The 18422-nt window shown below is 53.5% G+C and carries 24 protein-coding genes; 7 read left to right on the top strand and 17 right to left on the bottom strand.

The genetic code is table 11. The features are described from left to right. The first annotated feature begins 105 nt into the window (after positions 1-105). Together pfdA and A3K92_RS03025 are read left to right on the top strand one after the other, a co-directional pair. Positions 106-534 (top strand): prefoldin subunit alpha, encoded by a 429-nt coding sequence (gene pfdA / locus A3K92_RS03030; protein WP_088884859.1) that lies wholly within the window; start codon positions 106-108, stop codon positions 532-534. Positions 535-574: 40 nt separating this feature from the next. Then, a complete protein-coding gene (locus A3K92_RS03025) occupies positions 575-865 on the top strand; it encodes a prefoldin subunit (protein ID WP_088884858.1) in 291 nt (96 codons plus the stop codon). Here A3K92_RS03025 and A3K92_RS03020 read toward each other — a convergent pair. The 8 genes from A3K92_RS03020 to A3K92_RS02985 all read right to left on the bottom strand — a co-directional run bounded on the left by A3K92_RS03020 (position 855) and on the right by A3K92_RS02985 (position 7355). Beyond that, positions 855-1406, bottom strand: coding sequence for a 2-oxoacid:ferredoxin oxidoreductase subunit gamma (locus tag A3K92_RS03020; protein WP_088884857.1), 552 nt, complete (start codon positions 1404-1406; stop codon positions 855-857). The genes A3K92_RS03025 and A3K92_RS03020 overlap by 11 nt on opposite strands. Further along, positions 1403-2248 carry a 2-oxoacid:ferredoxin oxidoreductase subunit beta gene (locus tag A3K92_RS03015; RefSeq protein WP_088886023.1) on the bottom strand — a complete coding sequence of 282 codons (846 nt, stop codon included), beginning with the start codon at positions 2246-2248 and terminating at the stop codon, positions 1403-1405. The genes A3K92_RS03020 and A3K92_RS03015 overlap by 4 nt, the downstream gene beginning before the upstream one ends. After that, positions 2248-3396: a 2-oxoacid:acceptor oxidoreductase subunit alpha gene (locus A3K92_RS03010; RefSeq protein WP_088884856.1), complete on the bottom strand. Its 1149-nt coding sequence runs from the start codon at positions 3394-3396 to the stop codon at positions 2248-2250. Before A3K92_RS03010 ends, A3K92_RS03015 begins: the two co-directional genes overlap by 1 nt. Continuing rightward, a complete protein-coding gene (locus A3K92_RS03005) occupies positions 3393-3905 on the bottom strand; it encodes a 2-oxoacid:ferredoxin oxidoreductase subunit gamma (protein WP_088884855.1) in 513 nt (170 codons plus the stop codon). Before A3K92_RS03005 ends, A3K92_RS03010 begins: the two co-directional genes overlap by 4 nt. Positions 3906-3908: 3 nt before the next feature. Then, positions 3909-4763: a 2-oxoacid:ferredoxin oxidoreductase subunit beta gene (locus A3K92_RS03000; RefSeq protein WP_088884854.1), complete on the bottom strand. Its 855-nt coding sequence runs from the start codon at positions 4761-4763 to the stop codon at positions 3909-3911. After that, positions 4763-5953 carry a 2-oxoacid:acceptor oxidoreductase subunit alpha gene (locus A3K92_RS02995; RefSeq protein ID WP_088884853.1) on the bottom strand — a complete coding sequence of 397 codons (1191 nt, stop codon included), beginning with the start codon at positions 5951-5953 and terminating at the stop codon, positions 4763-4765. The genes A3K92_RS03000 and A3K92_RS02995 overlap by 1 nt, the downstream gene beginning before the upstream one ends. A 3-nt stretch (positions 5954-5956) precedes the next feature. Next, entirely contained in the window at positions 5957-6229 is a 273-nt protein-coding gene (locus A3K92_RS02990; RefSeq protein WP_088884852.1) for a 2-oxoglutarate ferredoxin oxidoreductase subunit delta, read from the bottom strand. Between the two features lie 151 nt (positions 6230-6380). Next, on the bottom strand, positions 6381-7355 hold the full coding sequence (locus A3K92_RS02985; protein WP_088884851.1) for an archaeosine biosynthesis radical SAM protein RaSEA: 975 nt from the start codon (positions 7353-7355) through the stop codon (positions 6381-6383). Positions 7356-7395: 40 nt separating this feature from the next. Between A3K92_RS02985 and A3K92_RS02980 the strand changes: the two genes are divergently transcribed. From A3K92_RS02980 to surE, 3 genes are read left to right on the top strand one after another with little or no spacing between them, the layout of a single operon-like run. Continuing rightward, the gene (locus A3K92_RS02980; RefSeq protein WP_232460910.1) at positions 7396-7641 is read left to right on the top strand and encodes a hypothetical protein; all 246 of its coding nucleotides are present in this window, start codon (positions 7396-7398) and stop codon (positions 7639-7641) included. Then, positions 7622-8044: a type II toxin-antitoxin system VapC family toxin gene (locus A3K92_RS02975; protein WP_232460909.1), complete on the top strand. Its 423-nt coding sequence runs from the start codon at positions 7622-7624 to the stop codon at positions 8042-8044. The genes A3K92_RS02980 and A3K92_RS02975 overlap by 20 nt, the downstream gene beginning before the upstream one ends. A 2-nt stretch (positions 8045-8046) precedes the next feature. After that, positions 8047-8838 carry a 5'/3'-nucleotidase SurE gene (gene surE, locus A3K92_RS02970; RefSeq protein ID WP_088884849.1) on the top strand — a complete coding sequence of 264 codons (792 nt, stop codon included), beginning with the start codon at positions 8047-8049 and terminating at the stop codon, positions 8836-8838. A 61-nt stretch (positions 8839-8899) separates the two neighbouring features. Here surE and A3K92_RS02965 read toward each other — a convergent pair whose 3' ends face one another. The 3 genes from A3K92_RS02965 to A3K92_RS02955 are packed head-to-tail and all read right to left on the bottom strand — an operon-like array spanning position 8900 to position 11009. Beyond that, entirely contained in the window at positions 8900-9529 is a 630-nt protein-coding gene (locus A3K92_RS02965) for a hypothetical protein (protein WP_088884848.1), read from the bottom strand. A gap of 50 nt (positions 9530-9579) precedes the next feature. Then, positions 9580-10713 (bottom strand): tRNA (guanine(10)-N(2))-dimethyltransferase, encoded by a 1134-nt coding sequence (locus A3K92_RS02960; protein WP_088884847.1) that lies wholly within the window; start codon positions 10711-10713, stop codon positions 9580-9582. Between the two features lie 32 nt (positions 10714-10745). Further along, positions 10746-11009, bottom strand: coding sequence for a 50S ribosomal protein L35ae (locus tag A3K92_RS02955; RefSeq protein WP_088884846.1), 264 nt, complete (start codon positions 11007-11009; stop codon positions 10746-10748). Positions 11010-11235: 226 nt separating this feature from the next. On the opposite strand from A3K92_RS02955, the gene A3K92_RS02950 reads away from it, so the two are divergent. Both A3K92_RS02950 and A3K92_RS02945 read left to right on the top strand, forming a co-directional pair. Beyond that, positions 11236-12657, top strand: coding sequence for a TldD/PmbA family protein (locus A3K92_RS02950; protein ID WP_088884845.1), 1422 nt, complete (start codon positions 11236-11238; stop codon positions 12655-12657). A gap of 10 nt (positions 12658-12667) precedes the next feature. Next, a complete protein-coding gene (locus A3K92_RS02945; RefSeq protein WP_088884844.1) occupies positions 12668-13990 on the top strand; it encodes a TldD/PmbA family protein in 1323 nt (440 codons plus the stop codon). Positions 13991-14016: 26 nt separating this feature from the next. On the opposite strand, the gene A3K92_RS09575 is transcribed toward A3K92_RS02945, so the two are convergent. From A3K92_RS09575 to A3K92_RS02925, 6 genes are all read right to left on the bottom strand, one after another. Then, positions 14017-14253: a hypothetical protein gene (locus A3K92_RS09575; RefSeq protein ID WP_232460908.1), complete on the bottom strand. Its 237-nt coding sequence runs from the start codon at positions 14251-14253 to the stop codon at positions 14017-14019. 77 nt (positions 14254-14330) lie between these two features. Continuing rightward, positions 14331-15026 (bottom strand): MFS transporter, encoded by a 696-nt coding sequence (locus tag A3K92_RS09570; protein ID WP_232460907.1) that lies wholly within the window; start codon positions 15024-15026, stop codon positions 14331-14333. Continuing rightward, positions 15023-15208 carry a hypothetical protein gene (locus A3K92_RS09565; RefSeq protein WP_232460906.1) on the bottom strand — a complete coding sequence of 62 codons (186 nt, stop codon included), beginning with the start codon at positions 15206-15208 and terminating at the stop codon, positions 15023-15025. The genes A3K92_RS09570 and A3K92_RS09565 overlap by 4 nt, the downstream gene beginning before the upstream one ends. A 155-nt stretch (positions 15209-15363) precedes the next feature. Then, positions 15364-17274, bottom strand: a complete 1911-nt coding sequence (locus A3K92_RS02935; RefSeq protein WP_198361953.1) for a molybdopterin-dependent oxidoreductase — start codon at positions 17272-17274, stop codon at positions 15364-15366. 19 nt (positions 17275-17293) lie between these two features. Then, entirely contained in the window at positions 17294-17755 is a 462-nt protein-coding gene (locus A3K92_RS02930) for a COG2426 family protein (protein WP_088884842.1), read from the bottom strand. Beyond that, positions 17748-18398, bottom strand: a complete 651-nt coding sequence (locus A3K92_RS02925; RefSeq protein ID WP_088884841.1) for a phosphatase PAP2 family protein — start codon at positions 18396-18398, stop codon at positions 17748-17750. The genes A3K92_RS02930 and A3K92_RS02925 overlap by 8 nt, the downstream gene beginning before the upstream one ends. Positions 18399-18422: the final 24 nt, after the last annotated feature.

Raw genomic sequence — 18422 nt, 5'->3', positions numbered from 1 at the left:
TTGGACCTCTCTCAGGAACGCGCGTTAGTTTAGGGGGCAAAAAACTTTTAAACACCAAAGGTTATTATAACATTGGGTAAGGAAAAAAGGTAGGGGGTGGTGGAGATGGCTGAGGAGAAGAAGGTCAGGACACACGAGCAGATTCAGGACGAGATAAGGAGCTACCTCGGTGAAATCGAGTACCTCAGGGAGCAGATTGGAGCAATTGACGCAACCATAGCAGACCTCAGGATAGTTGACGCCACACTCAGGTACCTTAAGGAGAAGGGCGAAGGCAAGTCCATATACATCCCGCTCGGAAGCGGCATAGCCATAAGGGGCAAGATAGAGAAGCCAGATGACGTCATAATGGACGTCGGTGCCGGAATACTCATAAACACGACCGTTGACGAGGCCAGGGAGAACATCGAAAAGAGGATAAACACCCTTATGGAGCTCCGCCTCGCCCTGCTGAGGAAGATTGAAGAGGACACCAGAAAGGTCAACGAGCTCCTCAAGGAGCTCAGGGAGAGCCAGCCAGAGAAGAAGGAGTGATTCTCCACCACTCCCTATTTATTTTTACGGGGGTGGGCCAATGGAGGCGGTAAAGGCCTACGAACTTAACTTACAGCTCAGACAGGTGAGAGAGCTTAGACAGACCCTTGAGCTTAAGATGAAAGAACTGGACTACGCCGAAGGACTCATAAGCTCCAGCAAGGCTGAAAGGAAGATATTCAGGGCCTTCTCGGATATAATCGTGGAGGTCACCAAGGATGAGGCCTTAGAGCACATCGAGAGGATGAGGCTCCTCTACAAAAGCGAGATAGAAAAGCTCAGAAAGAAGGAGAAGGAGCTAATGGAAGAACTATCAAAGCTCAGGGTTTGAATTTTTCGGCCAGCTCAAAGCCTTTCTTGAGGGCCCTGACGTTTATCTCTTCCGTGCCGTGTGGAACGGCATCCCTGACGGCCTTTTCTATCGCGTCCTTGCTTACTATTCCCGTAACGCCCACCAGTATTCCAAGGGTCAGAATGTTCATCGTCAGGCTCAGGCCAGTCGTCTCTTCGGCTATCTCCGTCAGGGGGAGGGCTATAACGTTGAGCTTCTTCTCGAACTCGAAATCCCTGTGCGGCACGAGATCCTTCTCAACTATTACGGTTGCCCCTTCTTTGACGGTGCGAAGGAACTTGCTGTAGGCCTCTTGAGAAAAGAAGACCGCGTAGTCGGGAGCTATGACTTTTGGATAATCTATAGGCTCGTTGCTTATCACTACCTCAGCCCTGCTCGCTCCACCCCTTGACTCCGGCCCGTAGCTCTGGGTCTGGACAGCATAAAGCCCTTCATAGACGGCCGCGGCTCTTCCGAGGATGACGCTCGCCAATATGACACCCTGACCGCCGAAACCGCTGAAGAGGACTTCCTTCCTCATTGCTCCCACCCCATCATCTTCTTGGCGCGCTTTATGTACTCCCTGTATTCCCTCACGAGGCCCGGCCTGTCCCTGTCAGCAAACTCTCCTATGACTATCTTGCCCTCAAGCTCTTCAGGCTTCATCTTCTTGGACTTCGCGAGCGGAACAGTTATCTTCTGGTACCAGCGGATTAGCTCGGGCGAAGTCTTCATCCTGTTTCTCCTTCCAAAGCTTATTGGACACGGGGATAGGAACTCCACGAGAGTGAAGCCTTCCTTCTGGAGGGCCTTCTTTATGCTGTTGATGCCCTGGAGGTAGTTGAAGACAGTCCACCTGGCCACGTAGTTCGCCCCGGCGGCAACTGCGAGCTGAGCGATGTCGAAGGGGTTCTCAAACTGGCCGTAGGGAGCAGTCGTTCCCTTCAAGCCTTTGAGTGTGGTTGGAGCAACCTGCCCGCCAGTCATGCCGTAGGTGAAGTTGTTGATGAGAATAACCGTGACGTCGAGGTTCCTCCTTATGGCGTGGATTAAGTGGTTTCCGCCTATCGCGGCGGCATCGCCGTCGCCCATGAAGGCGATTATCTTGAGGTCGGGGTTGGTGAGCTTTATTCCGGTCGCAAAGGCCAAAGCCCTCCCGTGGGTGGTGTGTAGGCCGTCGAAGTTCACAAAACCGGGAACGCGGGATGAACAGCCTATTCCACTGACCCATACTATCTCGTCCTGGTTGAGGCCGAGGTCGTCTATCGCCCTGAGCGTGAACTGCAAAACCGAGCCTATCCCACAGCCGGGACAGAATATCGTCGGGAGCATGTCCTTCCTCAGATATTTGTCGCGGATCTCGTAAGCGGACTTCAGGTACATCATCCCACCACCCTTTCAACGATCTCCATCGGCGTGTGAACCTCACCGCCTATCTTGCTTATCAGCTCCACCTCGGCCTTTCCGTTGGCCCCTTCCTTGACGAGGTGGTAGAGCTGTCCCATGTTCATCTCTGGAACGTAGATCTTCTTCACACGCTCGGCCATCTCTTCAATCATGTCGAAATCAAAGGGCCACACCGTGTTGAGCTTCAGCAGGCCAGCTTTCACGCCGCGCTCGCGGAGCATCTTGACGGCCCTTATAGCGGAACGCGAGACTATGCCGGTTGTAACTATCGCTATCTCGGCATCGTCGAGCTCAAAGGTCTCGTAGTCGATTATGTCGTCCTTGTGGTCGAGTATCTTGCGGTATATCCTCCCTATGAGCTTCTGCTGAACTTCAGGCTCAACTGTCCTCGGGTAGCCGTACTCATCGTGGGTCAGACCTGTCACGTAGGTGCGGTAACCTTTTCCGAATATCGGCATCGGTGGAACGCCGTCTCCGTGAGGATCACCGAAGGGAAGCTTGGCCTCCTCTTCAGTGGCAGGAAGCTTTCTGTTGACGATTTCAATCTCATCTGGGTTGGGGATGTAAACGCGCTCGCGCATGTGGGCCAACTCGGCATCGCCGAGTATAACCACAGGCGTTCTGTACTTCTCGGCAAGGTTGAATGCCCTGATAGTGAAATCGAAGGCCTCCTGAACAGTTGAGGGGCTGAGGACGATCAGCATGTGGTCGCCGTGGGTCCCCCAGATGGCCTGCATTATGTCCCCCTGAGCTGGGAACGTTGGCTGGCCCGTCGAGGGGCCGCCGCGCATCATGTTGACGACGACTATCGGAGTTTCCGTCATTACCGCATAGCCGAGGTTCTCCTGCATTAGCGAAAACCCCGGACCGCTCGTTGCGGTCATTGCCTTCGCCCCTGCCCAGGAGGCACCTATTATCGCGGCTATGCTCGCTATCTCGTCCTCCATCTGTATGCTCACGCCATCGACGAGAGGCATGTAGAGGGCCATTGCCTCGAATATCTCGCTGGCAGGAGTTATTGGATAGCCGGCGTAAAACCTGCAACCGGCCAAAATGGCCGCCCTCGCTATAGCCTCATCACCCTGGATGAAGTCTGACCTTCCAACGGGAAACGGGTATCTCATTTCAATCCCTCCTCAAATCCGGCTCTAAAAGCCCTGATGTTTATCTCCTCGGTTCCCTTGGGAACACGCCTCCTAATCGCTTCCTCAACGTTCTCCTTCTTGACGACGCCCGTTTTGGCCACAAGGTAGCCCAGGGCCACCATGTTTACCGTCAGGGCAAGTCCAGTTGTCTCCTCAGCTATTCTCGTGAATGGTGCGCCTATGTAGTCTCTGTCAGGCTTTACTAGGTCGGTGTCAACGATGAGCAGACCGTCTTCCTTGAGGGAATCCTTAACTGTGTCGTAGCCGAGCTGGGCAAGGGCCACGAGGACGTCCGCCTTCGTGACCATCACATCGTAAATCGGCTCGTTTGAGATTATAACGTCAGCTATGGAATGACCACCTCTGCTGGCCGAGCTGTAGTCCTGGGTCTGGAGAACGTTCAAACCCTCTATGGCCGCGGCCTCTCCGAGAATCACACCAGCCAGAACAACGCCCTGGCCACCTATACCGGCGAACCTAATCTGCATCTCTCACTCCCCCTTAAGCCCGAAGTGCTCCTGGACTTCATCAATCAGCTTGTTAAGCTCGGTAACGAACTCCGGCCTCTCTCTGTTGACGAACTCACCGATGACGAACTTGCCCTCAAGCTCCTCCGGCTTCATCTTCTTCGCCTTGCTTATCGGCACGCTGTTCTTGAGGAACCAGCGGAGCATTTCAGCAGGTTCTTTCATCCTGTTCCTCCTTCCAAACTGGACGGGGCACTGTGAAATAACCTCGACGAGGGAGAAGCCCTTAACCTGAAGGGCCTTCTTTATGCTCTCTATGAGCTGATAGACGTGGGCAGTTGTCCATCTTGCAACGTAGCTTGCTCCCGCTGCTGCGACTGTTTCGCTTATCTGGAATGGATGCTCGATGTTCCTGTAGGGAGTCGTCGTGGTTTTAGCGCCGAAGGGAGTCGTCGGAGCGACTTGGCCTCCAGTCATGCCGTAGATGAAGTTGTTAACGAGGATGACCGTTATGTCTATGTTCCTCCTCGCTGCATGGATGAGGTGGTTCCCGCCTATTCCCGCTAAATCACCGTCGCCGCTTATGACGACGACCTTCTTGTCGGGAAGGCCGACCTTAACGCCGGTAGCGAAGGCTATCGCCCTTCCGTGGGTCGTGTGGAGTGTATCGGCTAGGAAGTACGGCGAGGCTATCCACGCGGAACAGCCTATTCCGCTGACGACGACCAGATCCCTAGGATCAATCTTGAGCTGATCAACAGCGTTGGCAAAGGCGTTCAGGACGGTTCCACCGCCGCAACCGGGGCAGAGGGCCGTGGGAAGGGCCTCTTTCCTCAAATACTTTATGAGAGGATACTTGGAGTAAATTTCCTTGGCCATCAGGCAACACCCCTTATCTCGCGCAGGATCTCCTCAACGGTCAGGGGGACACCGCCTATCTTGTTAACACCCTTAAGCAGAACGTCATCGTTAACGAAGCGCTGAACCTCAAGGATCATCTGACCGAGGTTCATCTCCGGCACGAGGATTGCCCTAACGCGCTTTCCGAGCTGTTTCATCCCCTCACCGGGGAACGGATGGACGGTCTTCGGCACGAAGAGGCCGGCCTTTATTCCCTCCTCCCTCGCCTTGAGAACCGCCCCTAGGGCCGGACGAGCAGTTACACCCCAGCTGACGACGAGGATTTCAGCATCGTCGGTGAAGTGCTCCTCGTACTTTTCGTAAACGTCCTTGTTCTGCTCTATCTTCCTGTGGAGCCTCCTCACGAGTTTGTCGTGGACTTCGGGAGTGTAGACATCCCTCAGTCCGTTCTCCTTGTGGGTCGAGCCGGTGACGTGGGTAAAGTAGCCGTGGCCGAAGAGCGGCATTGGTGGGACACCGTCGCCGTGGGGGTCACCGAAAGGAAGCTTAGCTTCTTCCTCGTTTGCAGGCAACTTGCGGTAGGCTATCTCGACCTCCTCTATATCGGGAATCCTGACGAGCTCCCTCGTGTGTGCCAAAACGCCGTCGAAGAGCATAACCACCGGCGTCCTCAGCTTCTCGGCGATGTTGAAGGCCCTTATCGTTTCCCAGAAGGCGTCCTGTCCGCTGGTTGGAGAAACGGCAATTATCGTATGATCTCCATGTGTTCCCCACCTGGCCTGGAAGAAGTCTCCCTGGGCACCTTTGGTGGCCTGCCCCGTTGAGGGACCACTCCTCTGGACGTCAACGAGAACGAGCGGCGTCTCGGTCATTATCGCGTAGCCGAGGTTCTCCTGCATCAGCGAAAAACCCGGGCCTGAGGTGGCTGTCATTGACTTGAGTCCCGTCCAAGAGGCACCAACTACAGCCGCTATGCTCCCAATCTCATCCTCCATCTGGATGTAATAGCCCGAGACCTTCGGCAGTTCTCTGGCCATCGTTTCGGCTATCTCGCTGGCGGGAGTTATTGGGTAGCCAGCGTAGAAGCGGCAGCCTGCGAAGATCGCACCGTATGAGACCGCTTCGTCGCCCTGCATGAAGTAGTTGCCGGGCTTGTAGAGCTTCCTGATGAGCCTGATCTGCTCGGGCTCGTCGCCCCTGATTATCATGCCTCACCACCTTACCGCTATTGCAAAATCAGGGCAGAGCAACTCACAGAGCTTGCACTTGACGCACTTCTCGGCGTGAACCGGGACAGGGTAATGCACGCCCTTTTCGCTGAGCTCTTTACTCCACTCGAAGACCTTCCTCGGGCACATCTCGACGCAGATTCCGCAGCCCTTACAGAGAAAAGTGTCAACGTCGATTTCAACGATTCCTTCAGCCTTTCCAATCACAAGGTAGCCGTTCTTTTCAACGGTGGTTTTCCCTTCGACATCTGCCATAATCATCACCCGCGATTTGCTAAGCCCATTTACGTTTGTCAACATTTAAAGGTTTCGTGGGTGGACATCAGTGTCCATAAAAGAAGCATCGGCAGGGTTTATACACGACAAGAAAAAGGTATGGATGCAAACGCACTCCAGCGAAGGAAGTTCACCAGGTTACCAGCTGCCAGTCAAGGAGGCCGTTCTCAACGATGTAACTCCACCTATCGCGGCACTCCGGCTTGAGGTTCTCAATATAACTGATGTCCTGTGTGGCGGAGAACTTCTTTATAGCTTTCCCAATAACCCTGTCATAGTCGGTCAAACAGTTGTGCGGCCCCCTTGGCGAACCCGCCCCCACCGGATCGCTGAGGATTCTCTTCTCCGGGAACTTCCTCTTGGCCCAGATGAGGAGCTCAACCGCACTCCAGAGCCATGGCGGCCTGTACTCCTTCTTTTCCCAGAGCCTCTCGTAGAGCGTCCCCTTCTGTATGTCAGTGATGTTGATCGAGAAGGTATCGGTGTAGGGCTCGGCCTTGATTATGCTCTCCTTCGCGTCTCTAATCCCGTCCCTCTCGCTCAGGAAGATTGGCTTGAGGAGAAGATAAGTTTTGACCTTCGCCCCGGCCTTGTGGACTATTTCAGCGGCCTTCACGAAGTCCGCGAAGGTGTTGCCCTTATTGATGGAGACCTCGGCAATATCGTCGTTCGCGGTCTCCAAGCCGATTGCAACCTCGAAGTGCTTGTCCGGGACTATCTCGGCGAGCTCTTTAACCGCATCGTATCTCACAAGCTCGCTCCTGCTCTCGATTACTATCTCCTCAACGTTGTCCATTTTTGCCAGAATCTCAAAGATTTTCCTCCTTGTCTCAGGTTTCAGCTCACCGTTGTCGAGGAATGAGCCCGAGGTGAACATCCTAACTGCAAAGGGCCCCTTCTTTCCTTCAATCTTCTTCAGCGCCTCGCGGACGTAGTCCACTATGGCTTCTTGACTCCACTTTATCTTGGGCGCGGCAGTGGGATAGGCACACATGTAGCAGGCTTCCCCTATGCGGAAGCGGTAGCAGCCTATTGTTGGCAGGATTATGAAGAGCGCCGTTCCCGGCTTTCCAGCCACGTTGTCCTCGCTCGTCCAGTACGTCATTTTCTCACCTGAAGGCCGCTGGTGGTTAGGGTTTTTAAAGGTGAGTGCTGGCGGAAGCTATTTATACATAGTGGAAGAAGGGAAAAGTGGTGAGAGAATGGAGGACGTCTATGAGATAATTGCCCAGTACAGAAAAGATGATCCTCTCTGGCTTGAGATTCAGCTCGCGATTCTCTTTGGAAAAATTGACAAAAAAGAGGCCTTGAAAAGAGCTAGGGGAGTCATGAAAACCTTCAGATCCTGGCAGGAGCTGGAGGCCGAGATGTATGATGAGCTTGTTCCTTGACAGCAACGTCTTCATATACGCCTTCCTCAAGCCTCGCAGAGAACCTTTAGATAACGTCATAGCAATCAAAGAGAAAGCCAAAGAGATTCTCAAGAGGGTCAGCGATGGTGAAGAAGTCGTTACGACTGTGATCCTCCTCAGCAAAGTGGCAAATGTCGTGGGAAACAGAGCTGGAAAGGGGAAGGCGGCCGAAATCGTTCTTTCAATGCTTACCTCCCAAAATATCATGGTCCTTGACGTTTCAACTGCGGATTACCTCCGGGTGGCGTTGATCGCGGAGGAAAGGAATCTGGGAATAAACGATGCACTCGCATACCTTAAAATGCGGGAACTCGGTATTGATGAAATCTACACCTTTGACAGGGATTTTGAAAAGCTCAATGTGAAGATCGTGAGGGAGTAGCGATGAGAATCCTACTAACCAACGACGACGGCATCTACTCCAACGGTATTAGGGCGGCAGTGAAAGCTCTGAGCGAGCTCGGCGAGGTCTATGTTGTCGCCCCGCTCTTTCAGAGGAGTGCCAGCGGTAGGGCGATGACGCTCCACAGGCCCATACGGGCAAAGCGCATTGAGCTTCCAGGGGCTAAAATCGCTTATGGTATAGACGGCACTCCTACGGACTGTGTCATCTTCGCCATAGCACGCTTTGGAGACTTTGACCTCGCCGTCAGCGGCATAAACCTCGGTGAGAACCTGAGCACTGAGATAACAGTTTCCGGAACAGCCTCAGCTGCAATTGAAGCCGCTACCCATGGGGTTCCGAGCATTGCCATAAGCCTTGAGGTTGAGTGGAAGAAGACGCTCGGCGAAGGGGAGGGAATTGACTTCTCGGTTTCGGCACACTTTCTCAAGAGGATAGCGAAGGCGATACTGGAGAACGGCCTTCCAAAGGGCGTGGACATGCTCAACGTTAACGTTCCGAGCGATGCTCCCGAGAAAACTGGGATAGCTATAACAAGGCTCGCCAGAAAGAGATACAGTCCAACAGTAGAGGAAAGGATAGATCCACGGGGCCATCCTTACTACTGGATAGTCGGAAGGAAAACCACGGAATTCGAGCCGGGAACCGATGCTTATACCCTGAAAGTGGAAAGAAAAGTCAGCGTGACCCCCATAAACATAGACCTGACGGCCAAGGTTGGATTCAAGAAAGTTAAAGAGATCCTCCAAAGTATTGACTCCTTGGGAAACTGAAACCAAGACCAAAACCACCTGCGGTGAAGGAATCTGCGGCTCTTTTCTGTTTTTATATTCTTCAGAGAACTCTTTTTACTATTGAGTCCGCGGGGATCGTATGTTCTCCTACGAGAGAGACCCACTCCAGGGGAAGCCGAAGGGCGGAGATACCCATTTTATAGTGGCTCCGGTAGGAAGCGCTCCTTATGGCCAGGAGATAGTCAAACACCTCTGGAACTAAAAAGTTCCTCTGAAATTCCCCGGGAAGGTCGAGTTCGTTTAAAACAACGGGAGTATGGGAAAGAATGAGGGTTATGTTCTTCGAACCTGATTCATCAACGAGCTCCAGCAAACCTTCGGAACTAATGCCCAAAAGGGCGGGAAATCCATCGACCACTAGGGATGATCCCGTCGGAACTTCGCGGGAGGCCATTAGAACGTCCTCAAACCTGGTGGTTCTGGCGAAGTAGAAGCCCTCTGTACTGTCCAAGAGCCTGTTCACGGGGGGAGCAGATGTCCTGCCCACACTCACGTGGTAAACCTCCCCCTTTTCAAGGAGAGCGGCCTCGAGATATGTCAAAAACACAGCCTGAGAAAGAGGTTCAGAGAAAAGAACGGCAAGGGAGCTACCCAGCTTGATATCGAAGGGGAAACCGTCAAAGGGCCTTACGGATTCTTCCTCCTCAAGGGGTTGAAATACCAGGCTCATCTGAGTTAATCTTCCTCAAAAGTATTTATTCTTTTCTGTGCTGACCGGTACTACAAACCCCTCAACGCATCCAAAACTGCGTCAAAGGGGGCGTCTGTTTTTATTGACGTGGGGGAGAAGTGAGTTCGGGTCACCCTGTAGCCCATTTTTTCGAGCTTTTCCATTATTACAGCAAGTTTTCTGACTTCCAAACCGTGTCTCCTGGCTATCGCGTGGGTATCGTAGTGGAAGGGAACATCCAGCTCATCCGAAAGCAGTCTGATGAACTCCAGCGTTTTATTGCTGGCCAATACCACCTCCTGAGATTTCTTCAAGAGAGAGTTCATGAAATCATCATCCTTGAGCTCTCCCAGCCATAGAGGGCCGTAGGCGTTTGATTCGGACGGGAGAAATTCCCTTGAATACCAAAACTTCCCGGATTTATCCTGCCAGAGATAGCCTATGTTAGAAAGGGACTCGTCGGCCTTTCTGGCACCGCTCTTAAGGCCCAAGAAGACACGGAAGTAGTGATCCCTGTAATAGGCGAGCAGTACCTTAACGCCAAGGTCGTACTTGGCGGCGTATCTAGCAACGAGGCCTATCAGTATTCTGAGACCTGCCTCGTGACAGAGCTCCCCCCTTATTGGGACGGCCAGATACTTTCTCAGGCAGGCGTTCCTATAAGCCCCGCACAGGACTCCCGTATCGGTTGCAGTAACCCCAAGAAAACCCCTCCTTTTCACGGCCCTAAGAGCCGTGTCGAGAAATTCAACAGGCGCACCGAAGGGATCAAGGTCGATGAAGTCAAAGTATCTGAATTTTTCAGCCATCAGCCGATTTGCATCACCCTTGCTCACAATCGCCTTTTTGCCGGAGATGTCAAAAACAACCCGCTCATTGGAAGACTTCACGATTTTTCCTCCATTCAGCTCAACGTTCCGGAGTATGAGGCGAAAGGCCTCCTCCTTGATGTCGTTCATCCACACTTCACCGGCCGGGGTTTCCAAAAGGTACCTGAGTCCCCTCACTCCGGTTGCAGAGAGGGCGTCAAGAACCCTTGAAGGCTTCAAAACATCAACCGCTAGAACGCTTATATCCCTGTTTATTGCCATAACCGGATTGTAGAAAACTGGAGCATCGTATATCCTTTCTGCCTCGGGTACAAAAAACCTGGAGGCACCTTCCCTTACTTCTTTCAGCTCCATGTTTCCACCTGAGGGAAAAAAGAGGTGAAGCTTTAAAGAATTTCGACGTAATCACCCAGGGCCTGTCCCGGTAAGCCGGGGTTGAAGTATGCCTTAACCTCTCCCCCGTTGCCGTGAGTTCTCACGATTTTGCCCTTCATCTTCCTCCCGGTGGGGGTTCTCCACACGACCTTCCTGCCGATTAACCTGGCCGCACTGCCCCTATCGTCAATACCAAGGGGCTTGAGTATCATGTAGTGGTTGTGCTGGTGCTCATGGCTCCCGGCGTAGGAAAGAACAACCGCCTTCAGTGCCATGGCACCACCCCCGTACTAGCAGTGTTGGAATCAGTTTTAAAAATTTTGCGACATCTAAAAGGCCTCCTGGAGATTAGAGGGTACATCCGCCCTCTCCCGCCCTGAAGGGTATATCTTTCAAGAGTAAATAATGATGATGTTTGGGCACCTTTCGATCATCATCTAAACGAAAAGATTTTTATACTTCGGCGGGCACTATTCTATGCAGTAAACCGAGGTGGTGTGCATGCATGAACTTGTAGAGTTCGCCGTTGAAAATGCACTCGAACTCGGCGCAGACTACGCCGAGGCACGCTTTGAGGAAAAGAACGGCACGTCTCTGACAATGAAGAACGGCTCTCCCGAGGGCCTGGAGATTCTGGCAGACAAGGGGATTGGAGTTCGCGTTCTCGTAAACGGCGGAATGGGCTTTGCAAGCACCAACGTCCTCACGAAGGAGAGCGTTGCCGAGACAGTGAAGAAGGCAATAAAGCTGGCCAAAGCGGCCTCCCGCGTTAGGAACGAGCCGATTCGCTTTTCCGAGGAAAACTTCCACCGCGTTTCATACAAGGTCAAGATGAGGAAGGACTTCCGCGACGTTTCTCCAGAGGAGAAGCTTGAACTCCTGAAAAAAATCGAGGAAGAGGTAAAGGCCACAGGCGTAAACGTGCCGATGCGCTTCATAAGGTATTATGACCAGATGTGGCACAAGATAATATTCAACAGCGATGGAGCGTTCATCGAGAGCTTTATCCCACGCGTCTCCACCACCTACAACCTCGTCGTCTTCGAGAACGGCCAGATGGAGCAGGCGCCCTTCGTCCAGAGGGCATTCTCCGGCGGCCTTGAGCTAATCGAGAAGGACGAGCCCTGGAAATGGGCCGTCAAGGACGTGCAGGCTCTCAAAAAGCTCATCTATGAGGGCAAGAGACCACCAGAGGGGAAGGTTGACTTGGTAATAAGCCCAGAGGTGGCGGGCATAGCCGTCCACGAGAGCGTTGGGCACCCATACGAGTCCGACAGGATATTCGGAAGGGAAGCCGCTCAAGCGGGAGAGAGCTTCGTGAAACCGGATATGCTCGGCGAGAGGATTGGCAGTGAGGTCGTTACCGTCATAGACGACCCGACGATACCGAACAGCTGGGGCTTCTACCTCTACGACGACGAGGGCGTAAAGGCACGCCCGCGCTACCTCATACGGAACGGAATCATCACCGAGTTCCTTACCAACAGGGAATATGCCCACAAGCTCGGCCAGCACTCCAATGCAGCGGCCCGCGCCATCAACTACAACCGCGAGCCAATCGTGAGGATGGCAAACACCTACCTCGCACCCGGCGATTATTCCTTCGAGGAGCTGATTGAAGATATCAAGCTCGGCGTCTACATGGTGAGCTTCAACGAGTGGAACATCGACGACAGGCGTTATCAGCAGAGGTACATAGGCAGGGAAGCATACCTCATCGAGAACGGTGAGATTAAGCACCCGGTGAGAAGGCCAATCCTTGAGATAACCACGAGGGCCCTGTGGAGCAGTGTCGATGCGGTCGGAAAGGAAGTGGAGTTCTATCCGGGAACCTGCGGCAAAGGTGAGCCGGGACAGGGCGTCCCCGTCTGGATGGGCGGAGCACATGCAAGACTCAGGGACATACCGCTCAGGAGGCCGTGAGGTGGTGGAGATGTTTGACGTTAACGAACTCATCCTGAAGAAGGCTAAAGAGCTTGGCTTCGGCGACGTCGTCGTTCTCTCCCACGAGATGAACAGGAGGCAGGTCCGCTTTGCCAACAACGAGATAACAGTGGCGAAAAACTGGCACGAGAGGAAGGTCGAGCTCTTCGTCGAGTTCGAGAAGAGAATAGCCGGAACGACGATAACCGAGTTGAGCGAGGAGAACATCGAGCGCACCCTCAAGACGCTCCTGAGCAACATGAAGGGAATGGCACCTAAGGAGGACTACTACGGAATAGCGGAGGGCCCGTTCGAGTACAAGGACATCCCGGAGACCTTCGATAAAGCCATCGTCGAGCTTGACGAGCCGAACGAATATGTAGAGAGGGCAATAAACGCGGCCCTTGAGGAAGGTGCCAAGAGGGTAGCGGGAGTTCTCTACACCGACCACGACAGGATTTACCTCACCACGAGCAACGGCGTGGAGGCCTTTGACGAGGGAACAGGGATAGAGATAAGCGTCAGGGCATTCATCGGCGACCTCGAGAGCGGCCACGGGACGAACTCAGTAAGGGTTTTGAAAAAGTTCGACCCCGAGAGCGCTGGAAGGAAGGCCGGAGAGATAGCGAGCTTAGCGAGAAACCCGGAGCAGGGGCCGGAAGGGCGCTTTAATGTCATCTTCGACCCGTTAGCCTTCGCTAACCTGCTCAGCTATATGAGCTTCATGACCTCCGCCTACGCCGCCGAGGCCGGATTCAGCTTCCTGGTTAATAAACTCGGCCAGAAGGTCGCCAGTGAAATCGTCACAATCAAGGACGTCGGCAACATGCCGAACGGCTACGGCACAAGGAAGTTCGACGACGAGGGAGTCCCAACGAGGGAAACCACGATAATCGAGAACGGAACCTTCAAGACCTTCCTCCTCAACACGAGCCTGGCGAGGAAGTACGGAACCGAGACGACGGCCAACGCAGGTTTAATAATGCCGCACGCGTGGAACATCGTCCTTGAGCCGGGCGACTACTCGAGGGATGAACTGTTCAGCGAGGTCAGGTGTGGCATCTACATAACCAACGTCTGGTACACGCGCTTCCAGAACTACGTAACGGGCGACTTCTCGACCATCCCGAGGGACGGTATCTTCCTCGTCGAGAACGGCGAGCTTAGGCCGATAAGGAACATCCGCGTCAGCGACAACCTCCAGCACATACTCAAGAGCATAGCGGCCCTTACCAAAGAGAGCCACCACGTCCACTGGTGGGAGGTCAATACGCCGGTTTCAACGCCCTACGTTCTGGTGAAGGACGTCGGGATAACGAGGGCAACGAAGTGAGCCCGGCACTTTTTTACTCTTCACTTTTATCCTTCACCGAAGGTCAGGTACTCCCTCAGAGGGCCAAGACTGAGGGCCTTAAACACAGCTCCCACGATAAGAAAGACTAGCGCAAATAAAAGTCTCGCCTTCGAGAGTCCAAGAAAATCAACGGAGAAGCCGTAGATGGTGTAGAACACCGACGTGGCAAGGGCCAAGAGCATGTTCCTGAGGGAAATTACAGTCGCCCTCTTCTCGCTTGAAACCCTCCTCTGGAACTCCACCGAGAAATTAAATGTGAACGCCGATGCGAAGAGGGTGGCGAGAATCCCGAGAAGGACTATAATACAGGGATTCGGAATTATGACGGATAAAACCGTCGCGAGGGGTATTCCAACGGGCGCGGTCTCATGGAGAAACCGCCCGATTTTCCCTCCAGTGCAACCCCAGCGTACCGGGGGATGACTTTCACAAGAACCTCAACAAGCTCGAGGATTCCAAGGGTTCCGGTAATAGTTGTGCCCAGGAAGAGGGCAAGAATTTCCTCGAGGTACGGTTCAAAGAATTTCCTAAACTGATTCAGGGCGAGAGTAACTGAGAGAAGGTAGGCAATGAGCCACGCGATCTCCGGTTTTCTCAGCTCGCGCCAGGAATTTATAACGTGGAGCGTGTAGGAGGTTTCAGGCTTTGAAAATCCAACCTCCGGTATGCTCATGGCCAGGGGGACTAGAAGGGCCTGCACCAAAGCAGTCAGGACTATGACTGGAGCAAACCCAAAGAACTGTGCGATAAGGCCACCGAGTACCGTTGTCGTCGAGCTGACAACCAGGGAAAGCTTCTGGGTCGACCGCCAGATTTCCTTGAACTGACCTTCTATTCCCTCAGCCTTTAGATTGTCAAAGAACCACGCCTGAAGGCTTCCACTCACAAAGGAACCTCCCAGTGTCCCAAGGAGCTCTGAAGCGAGAAGAACCCAGAAATTCTTGAGGAAGACAAAGAGAAGGGTCGCAAGGGGCATTATTGAAAGCCCGATTAGAACGCTCGTCTTCCTGCTCACTTTGTCGCCGACAACTCCTGTGGGACCTCAAAGAGGAAGAATCCAAGTCCAGCTACAGCAGTGGCAAGGCCTATCTCACCGTAGGTCAGCCCGCGGGAAAGATAGTATATTACCGCGATGTTCCCAAGGAATCCCGCGTAAGTCATAGAAAAGAGGAGCTTAAACCTCCTCAGGACGTCCATTTGACCACCGAAGGATGTTCCGTCAGAGGAATTTAAAGCTTCTGGCCAAGAAATCCTTAAAAACTCTCTCCGCCCTAACCTCTGTTGGAGGGAGAGAAATGGAGGCCATTGGAAACTCCCGCTTGAATAAGTTCCACTACGGGCTTTTGGGGGTCTTAACCCTCGTGTAGGGAGCTGGCTTTCTTTACCTCCACCCAGGTCGAGTGATACGCCGAGCCCTTGCCGTAGCCATCAACTGTCTCGTCCGTTGTCAGGAAGTTCGCATTCCAGCCGAGTAAGCTAACCCAGAAGGCCTTGTAGAGGAGGACTATGTCCCTGGGCACGTCGTCGCTGAGCTTTGCAACCGTTTTAATGCTTCCGTAGTCGCTGAAGACCTCGACGGTGTCGCCGTCTTGAATGCCCCTCTCCTTGGCGTCTGCTGGGTTGATGTAGAGGTTAGGGTCTATCATGCCGTAGGTGTTGTGGTACTGGCTCGTTATGGTCATTCTGTACGTTGGTGTGAGGAGCCGGAGCGGGTATTTGCCCTTGAACTTCCTGTACTCCGGGAATGGGCTCAGGCCTCTTTCCACAGCCCTCTGTGAGTAGAACTCTATCTTTCCGCTCGGTGTTTCCCACTTCCTCGGCTTTTCAGGCACTCTGACGAAGCCATTCTCCTTGAGCTCGTCCCAGCTCAACCCGTTGATTTGGAGGATTTTCCTAATGATTTCTTCGTCGCTCTCGTAGAGGTAAGGGTTCTCAATTCCTAGGGCCTTTGCCAAAAGCCTAGTAACCTCGCTGTTGCTCTTTCCGTAGAGCCTTGCAACCGGCTCGTTTAAAGCCACGTAGCGGTGGTAGTAGCTGTCGGCTATATCAAGCCGCTCGAAGAATGTGTTAGCCGGCAGGACGACGTCCGAGTAGAGGGCGGTGTCGGTAAGGAAAATGTCGTGCGTAACGACGAAGACATCACTCTCGATCAGCGCTTTCCTCAGCCTGTTCTGGTTCGGCAGGCTCGCGAGCGGGTTGGAGTTGTAGACGTAGAGGAACTTAATCTCACCCCTCTCGATGTACTCCGCGAGCTTCATCTGCGGAATTCTCTTAGCGGGCCTGCTCCTCAGAAAGGCCCCTTCCGCGTAGCTTTTGTCTATCGTCTTCATGTCGTAGATGAAGCCGAAGCGGTGGCCGACTAACGCTGGAAGAATCGCTATCGCCCTGACAGCCTCACCACCAGCCAGAGAGCGCTGGAAGCCGTAGCCGATGTGGATTATCCCCTTCTTTTCGGCGTAGCCCTGGGCAAACTCCTCGATCTCCTCAACGCTCAAACCGGTCTCCCTGCTTACATAATCAAGCGATAATGTTTTTACATAATTCTTGAATTCCTCAAAGCCGTAAACGTTCTCGCGGACAAAGGCCCTGTCGTAGAGGTTTTCCTCTATGAGAACCTTCGCAACGCCCAGTGCGAATAGAACGTCCGTGTCAGGCTTTACCTGGAAGAACCTGTCACTCCTCTTCGCGGTCTCTGTTCTTACGACATCTACCGTCCATATCTCAAGGTCGCTTTTCTTAGCCAGCATGAAGCCGTGTAAATTGGTCCAGAATGCGTTTATCCCCCAGTAAACGAGCAAGCGCTGATTTTTGAATTCTTCAGGATCCATGCCAACCGCTGTCCCATAAATATCCTTCAAAGCCTCCTGCCCGGCCCTGTCACAGATACCGTAGTCGAGCATCGCCGTGTTGAGGTAGTGGAAGAGCCTCAGAGGGAAGGCGTAGTTCACCACACCCCTGTCACCGGCGTACTGGTAAACCAGGACGCTCTCGCTTCCGTGCTCTTCGATGGTCTCCTTCAACTTGCTGGCAACAAGCTTTATTGCTTCCTCCCAGCTCGCTTCTCTGAACTGCCCACTGCCGCGCTCGCCCTTTCTTATGAGCGGTTTTTTGAGCCTGTCTTTGGAGTGGAACCACTTAGGCAGAAGGGCACCCTTGGGACAGAGAAAGCCCACCGTTACCGGGTGTTCCGGGTTGCCCTTAACCGTAAGCCGTCCGTTCTTGAACTCGCTTATCATGGAGCAGGTGTCGTAACAATCACGCATGCAGACCGAGAAGATATTATCACCCCCAGATGCCGAGACTCGGAGGCAGGGTTATGGCCATGCTCAGCAGACCACCGAGGAGGAGCGCCGGGAAGGATTTCCTCTTTTCGATCCCGAGGAGGTAGGCCGCTAAAGCGCCCGTCCATATGCCGGTTCCAGGGAGGGGGATTGCAACGAAGACGAGAAGGCCCCAGAAGCCCCACTTCTCAACGTAGGGATGGGCCTTCTTCCGCACCCTCTCAACGTAGTAGAGGTAGAGGCGCGCTATTCTTTCCAGGGGGGTCTTCTCAAGCCAGAGCATGAGCCTGTCTATGTATGGCAGGAGAAGGGGAAGGATTACAGAAAGGGTTAAAACTCCCAGGCTAGAAGCTACCAATGTCTGCCAGAGGGTGTAGCCCCGTCCAATGCCGTAAACTACCGCGTAGCGTCCCTCAAAGGTAGGAACGAGCGAGAGCAGGAAGACCTGAAGGAACTCATTCAACGTCCAGCACCTCCAGTTTGAGCTTTCTCACGAAGGCCCCGTAAAGGGGCAGCCACCGGTTTTCGGTAAGTTCAACGAACAAACCTGTCCAGGGGGCAAGGAAGAGAGCGAAGAGGACGTCACTGAACCAGTGAACGTGGAGAAAAAGCCTTGAGAGACCTATTCCAAGTGCCCAAGCCCACCAGAGCGGCCAGAGCCTCTTCCAGCGTTTTGCGAGGAAGTAGGCGAGAACCGAGGCCCTCGTCGTGTGTCCGGAAGGGAAGGCAAAATAGCCAACGTTCTTTATTGCTTCGAAAAAACTCCAGTGAACCCGGGCCTCCCCGGGCCGAGGGACACCGATCAGAACCTTCAGCAGAGCAACAATAACCATAGAGACCGCAATACCTGCGGTTAGTTCAAGGGGGAACCTGCTTAACTTTCCTCTATCCTTGACGTCCCGCAGGAGGAAGAGGATGATGTAAACGGCAGTGAGGGCAAAGCTCGCCGTTTCCGTGAAGGCGCTGGTTAGAGGCCCGCCAGGAGGAAGGATCGAGTTCATCCACTCGTTTATCCCGTTAAATGCCCCGGCTATCTGCAGGGCCAAAAGGGCAAAGAGCGCGAGCGTGAGTGCCAGGAAACCTCTTTTGTGTTCAGACTTTGCCATGGCACCCAAAAAAGGTCGGGACAG

This window comes from Thermococcus gorgonarius (assembly GCF_002214385.1).
In the GTDB taxonomy this organism is placed as follows: Archaea; Methanobacteriota_B; Thermococci; order Thermococcales; family Thermococcaceae; genus Thermococcus; species Thermococcus gorgonarius.
The sequence above is the reverse complement of the archived record's forward strand: the minus strand, read 5'-3'. Positions and strand labels throughout refer to the sequence as shown.

Bases quoted from the DNA above. Each gene is read 5' to 3' on its own strand.
- A3K92_RS02975 (WP_232460909.1), top strand. From the start codon at position 7,622: ATGATGAGCTTGTTCCTTGACAGCAACGTCTTCATATACGCCTTCCTC.
- A3K92_RS03010 (WP_088884856.1), bottom strand. From the start codon at position 3,396: ATGAGATACCCGTTTCCCGTTGGAAGGTCAGACTTCATCCAGGGTGAT.
- A3K92_RS02935 (WP_198361953.1), bottom strand. From the start codon at position 17,274: ATGCGTGATTGTTACGACACCTGCTCCATGATAAGCGAGTTCAAGAAC.
- A3K92_RS02985 (WP_088884851.1), bottom strand. From the start codon at position 7,355: ATGACGTACTGGACGAGCGAGGACAACGTGGCTGGAAAGCCGGGAACG.
- A3K92_RS02950 (WP_088884845.1), top strand. From the start codon at position 11,236: ATGCATGAACTTGTAGAGTTCGCCGTTGAAAATGCACTCGAACTCGGC.
- A3K92_RS02965 (WP_088884848.1), bottom strand. From the start codon at position 9,529: ATGAGCCTGGTATTTCAACCCCTTGAGGAGGAAGAATCCGTAAGGCCC.
- A3K92_RS02925 (WP_088884841.1), bottom strand. From the start codon at position 18,398: ATGGCAAAGTCTGAACACAAAAGAGGTTTCCTGGCACTCACGCTCGCG.
- A3K92_RS03005 (WP_088884855.1), bottom strand. From the start codon at position 3,905: ATGCAGATTAGGTTCGCCGGTATAGGTGGCCAGGGCGTTGTTCTGGCT.
- pfdA (WP_088884859.1), top strand. From the start codon at position 106: ATGGCTGAGGAGAAGAAGGTCAGGACACACGAGCAGATTCAGGACGAG.
- A3K92_RS02945 (WP_088884844.1), top strand. From the start codon at position 12,668: ATGTTTGACGTTAACGAACTCATCCTGAAGAAGGCTAAAGAGCTTGGC.
- A3K92_RS03015 (WP_088886023.1), bottom strand. From the start codon at position 2,248: ATGTACCTGAAGTCCGCTTACGAGATCCGCGACAAATATCTGAGGAAG.
- surE (WP_088884849.1), top strand. From the start codon at position 8,047: ATGAGAATCCTACTAACCAACGACGACGGCATCTACTCCAACGGTATT.
- A3K92_RS03025 (WP_088884858.1), top strand. From the start codon at position 575: ATGGAGGCGGTAAAGGCCTACGAACTTAACTTACAGCTCAGACAGGTG.
- A3K92_RS02995 (WP_088884853.1), bottom strand. From the start codon at position 5,953: ATGATAATCAGGGGCGACGAGCCCGAGCAGATCAGGCTCATCAGGAAG.
- A3K92_RS03020 (WP_088884857.1), bottom strand. From the start codon at position 1,406: ATGAGGAAGGAAGTCCTCTTCAGCGGTTTCGGCGGTCAGGGTGTCATA.
- A3K92_RS03000 (WP_088884854.1), bottom strand. From the start codon at position 4,763: ATGGCCAAGGAAATTTACTCCAAGTATCCTCTCATAAAGTATTTGAGG.
- A3K92_RS02955 (WP_088884846.1), bottom strand. From the start codon at position 11,009: ATGGCACTGAAGGCGGTTGTTCTTTCCTACGCCGGGAGCCATGAGCAC.
- A3K92_RS09565 (WP_232460906.1), bottom strand. From the start codon at position 15,208: ATGGACGTCCTGAGGAGGTTTAAGCTCCTCTTTTCTATGACTTACGCG.
- A3K92_RS02960 (WP_088884847.1), bottom strand. From the start codon at position 10,713: ATGGAGCTGAAAGAAGTAAGGGAAGGTGCCTCCAGGTTTTTTGTACCC.
- A3K92_RS02990 (WP_088884852.1), bottom strand. From the start codon at position 6,229: ATGGCAGATGTCGAAGGGAAAACCACCGTTGAAAAGAACGGCTACCTT.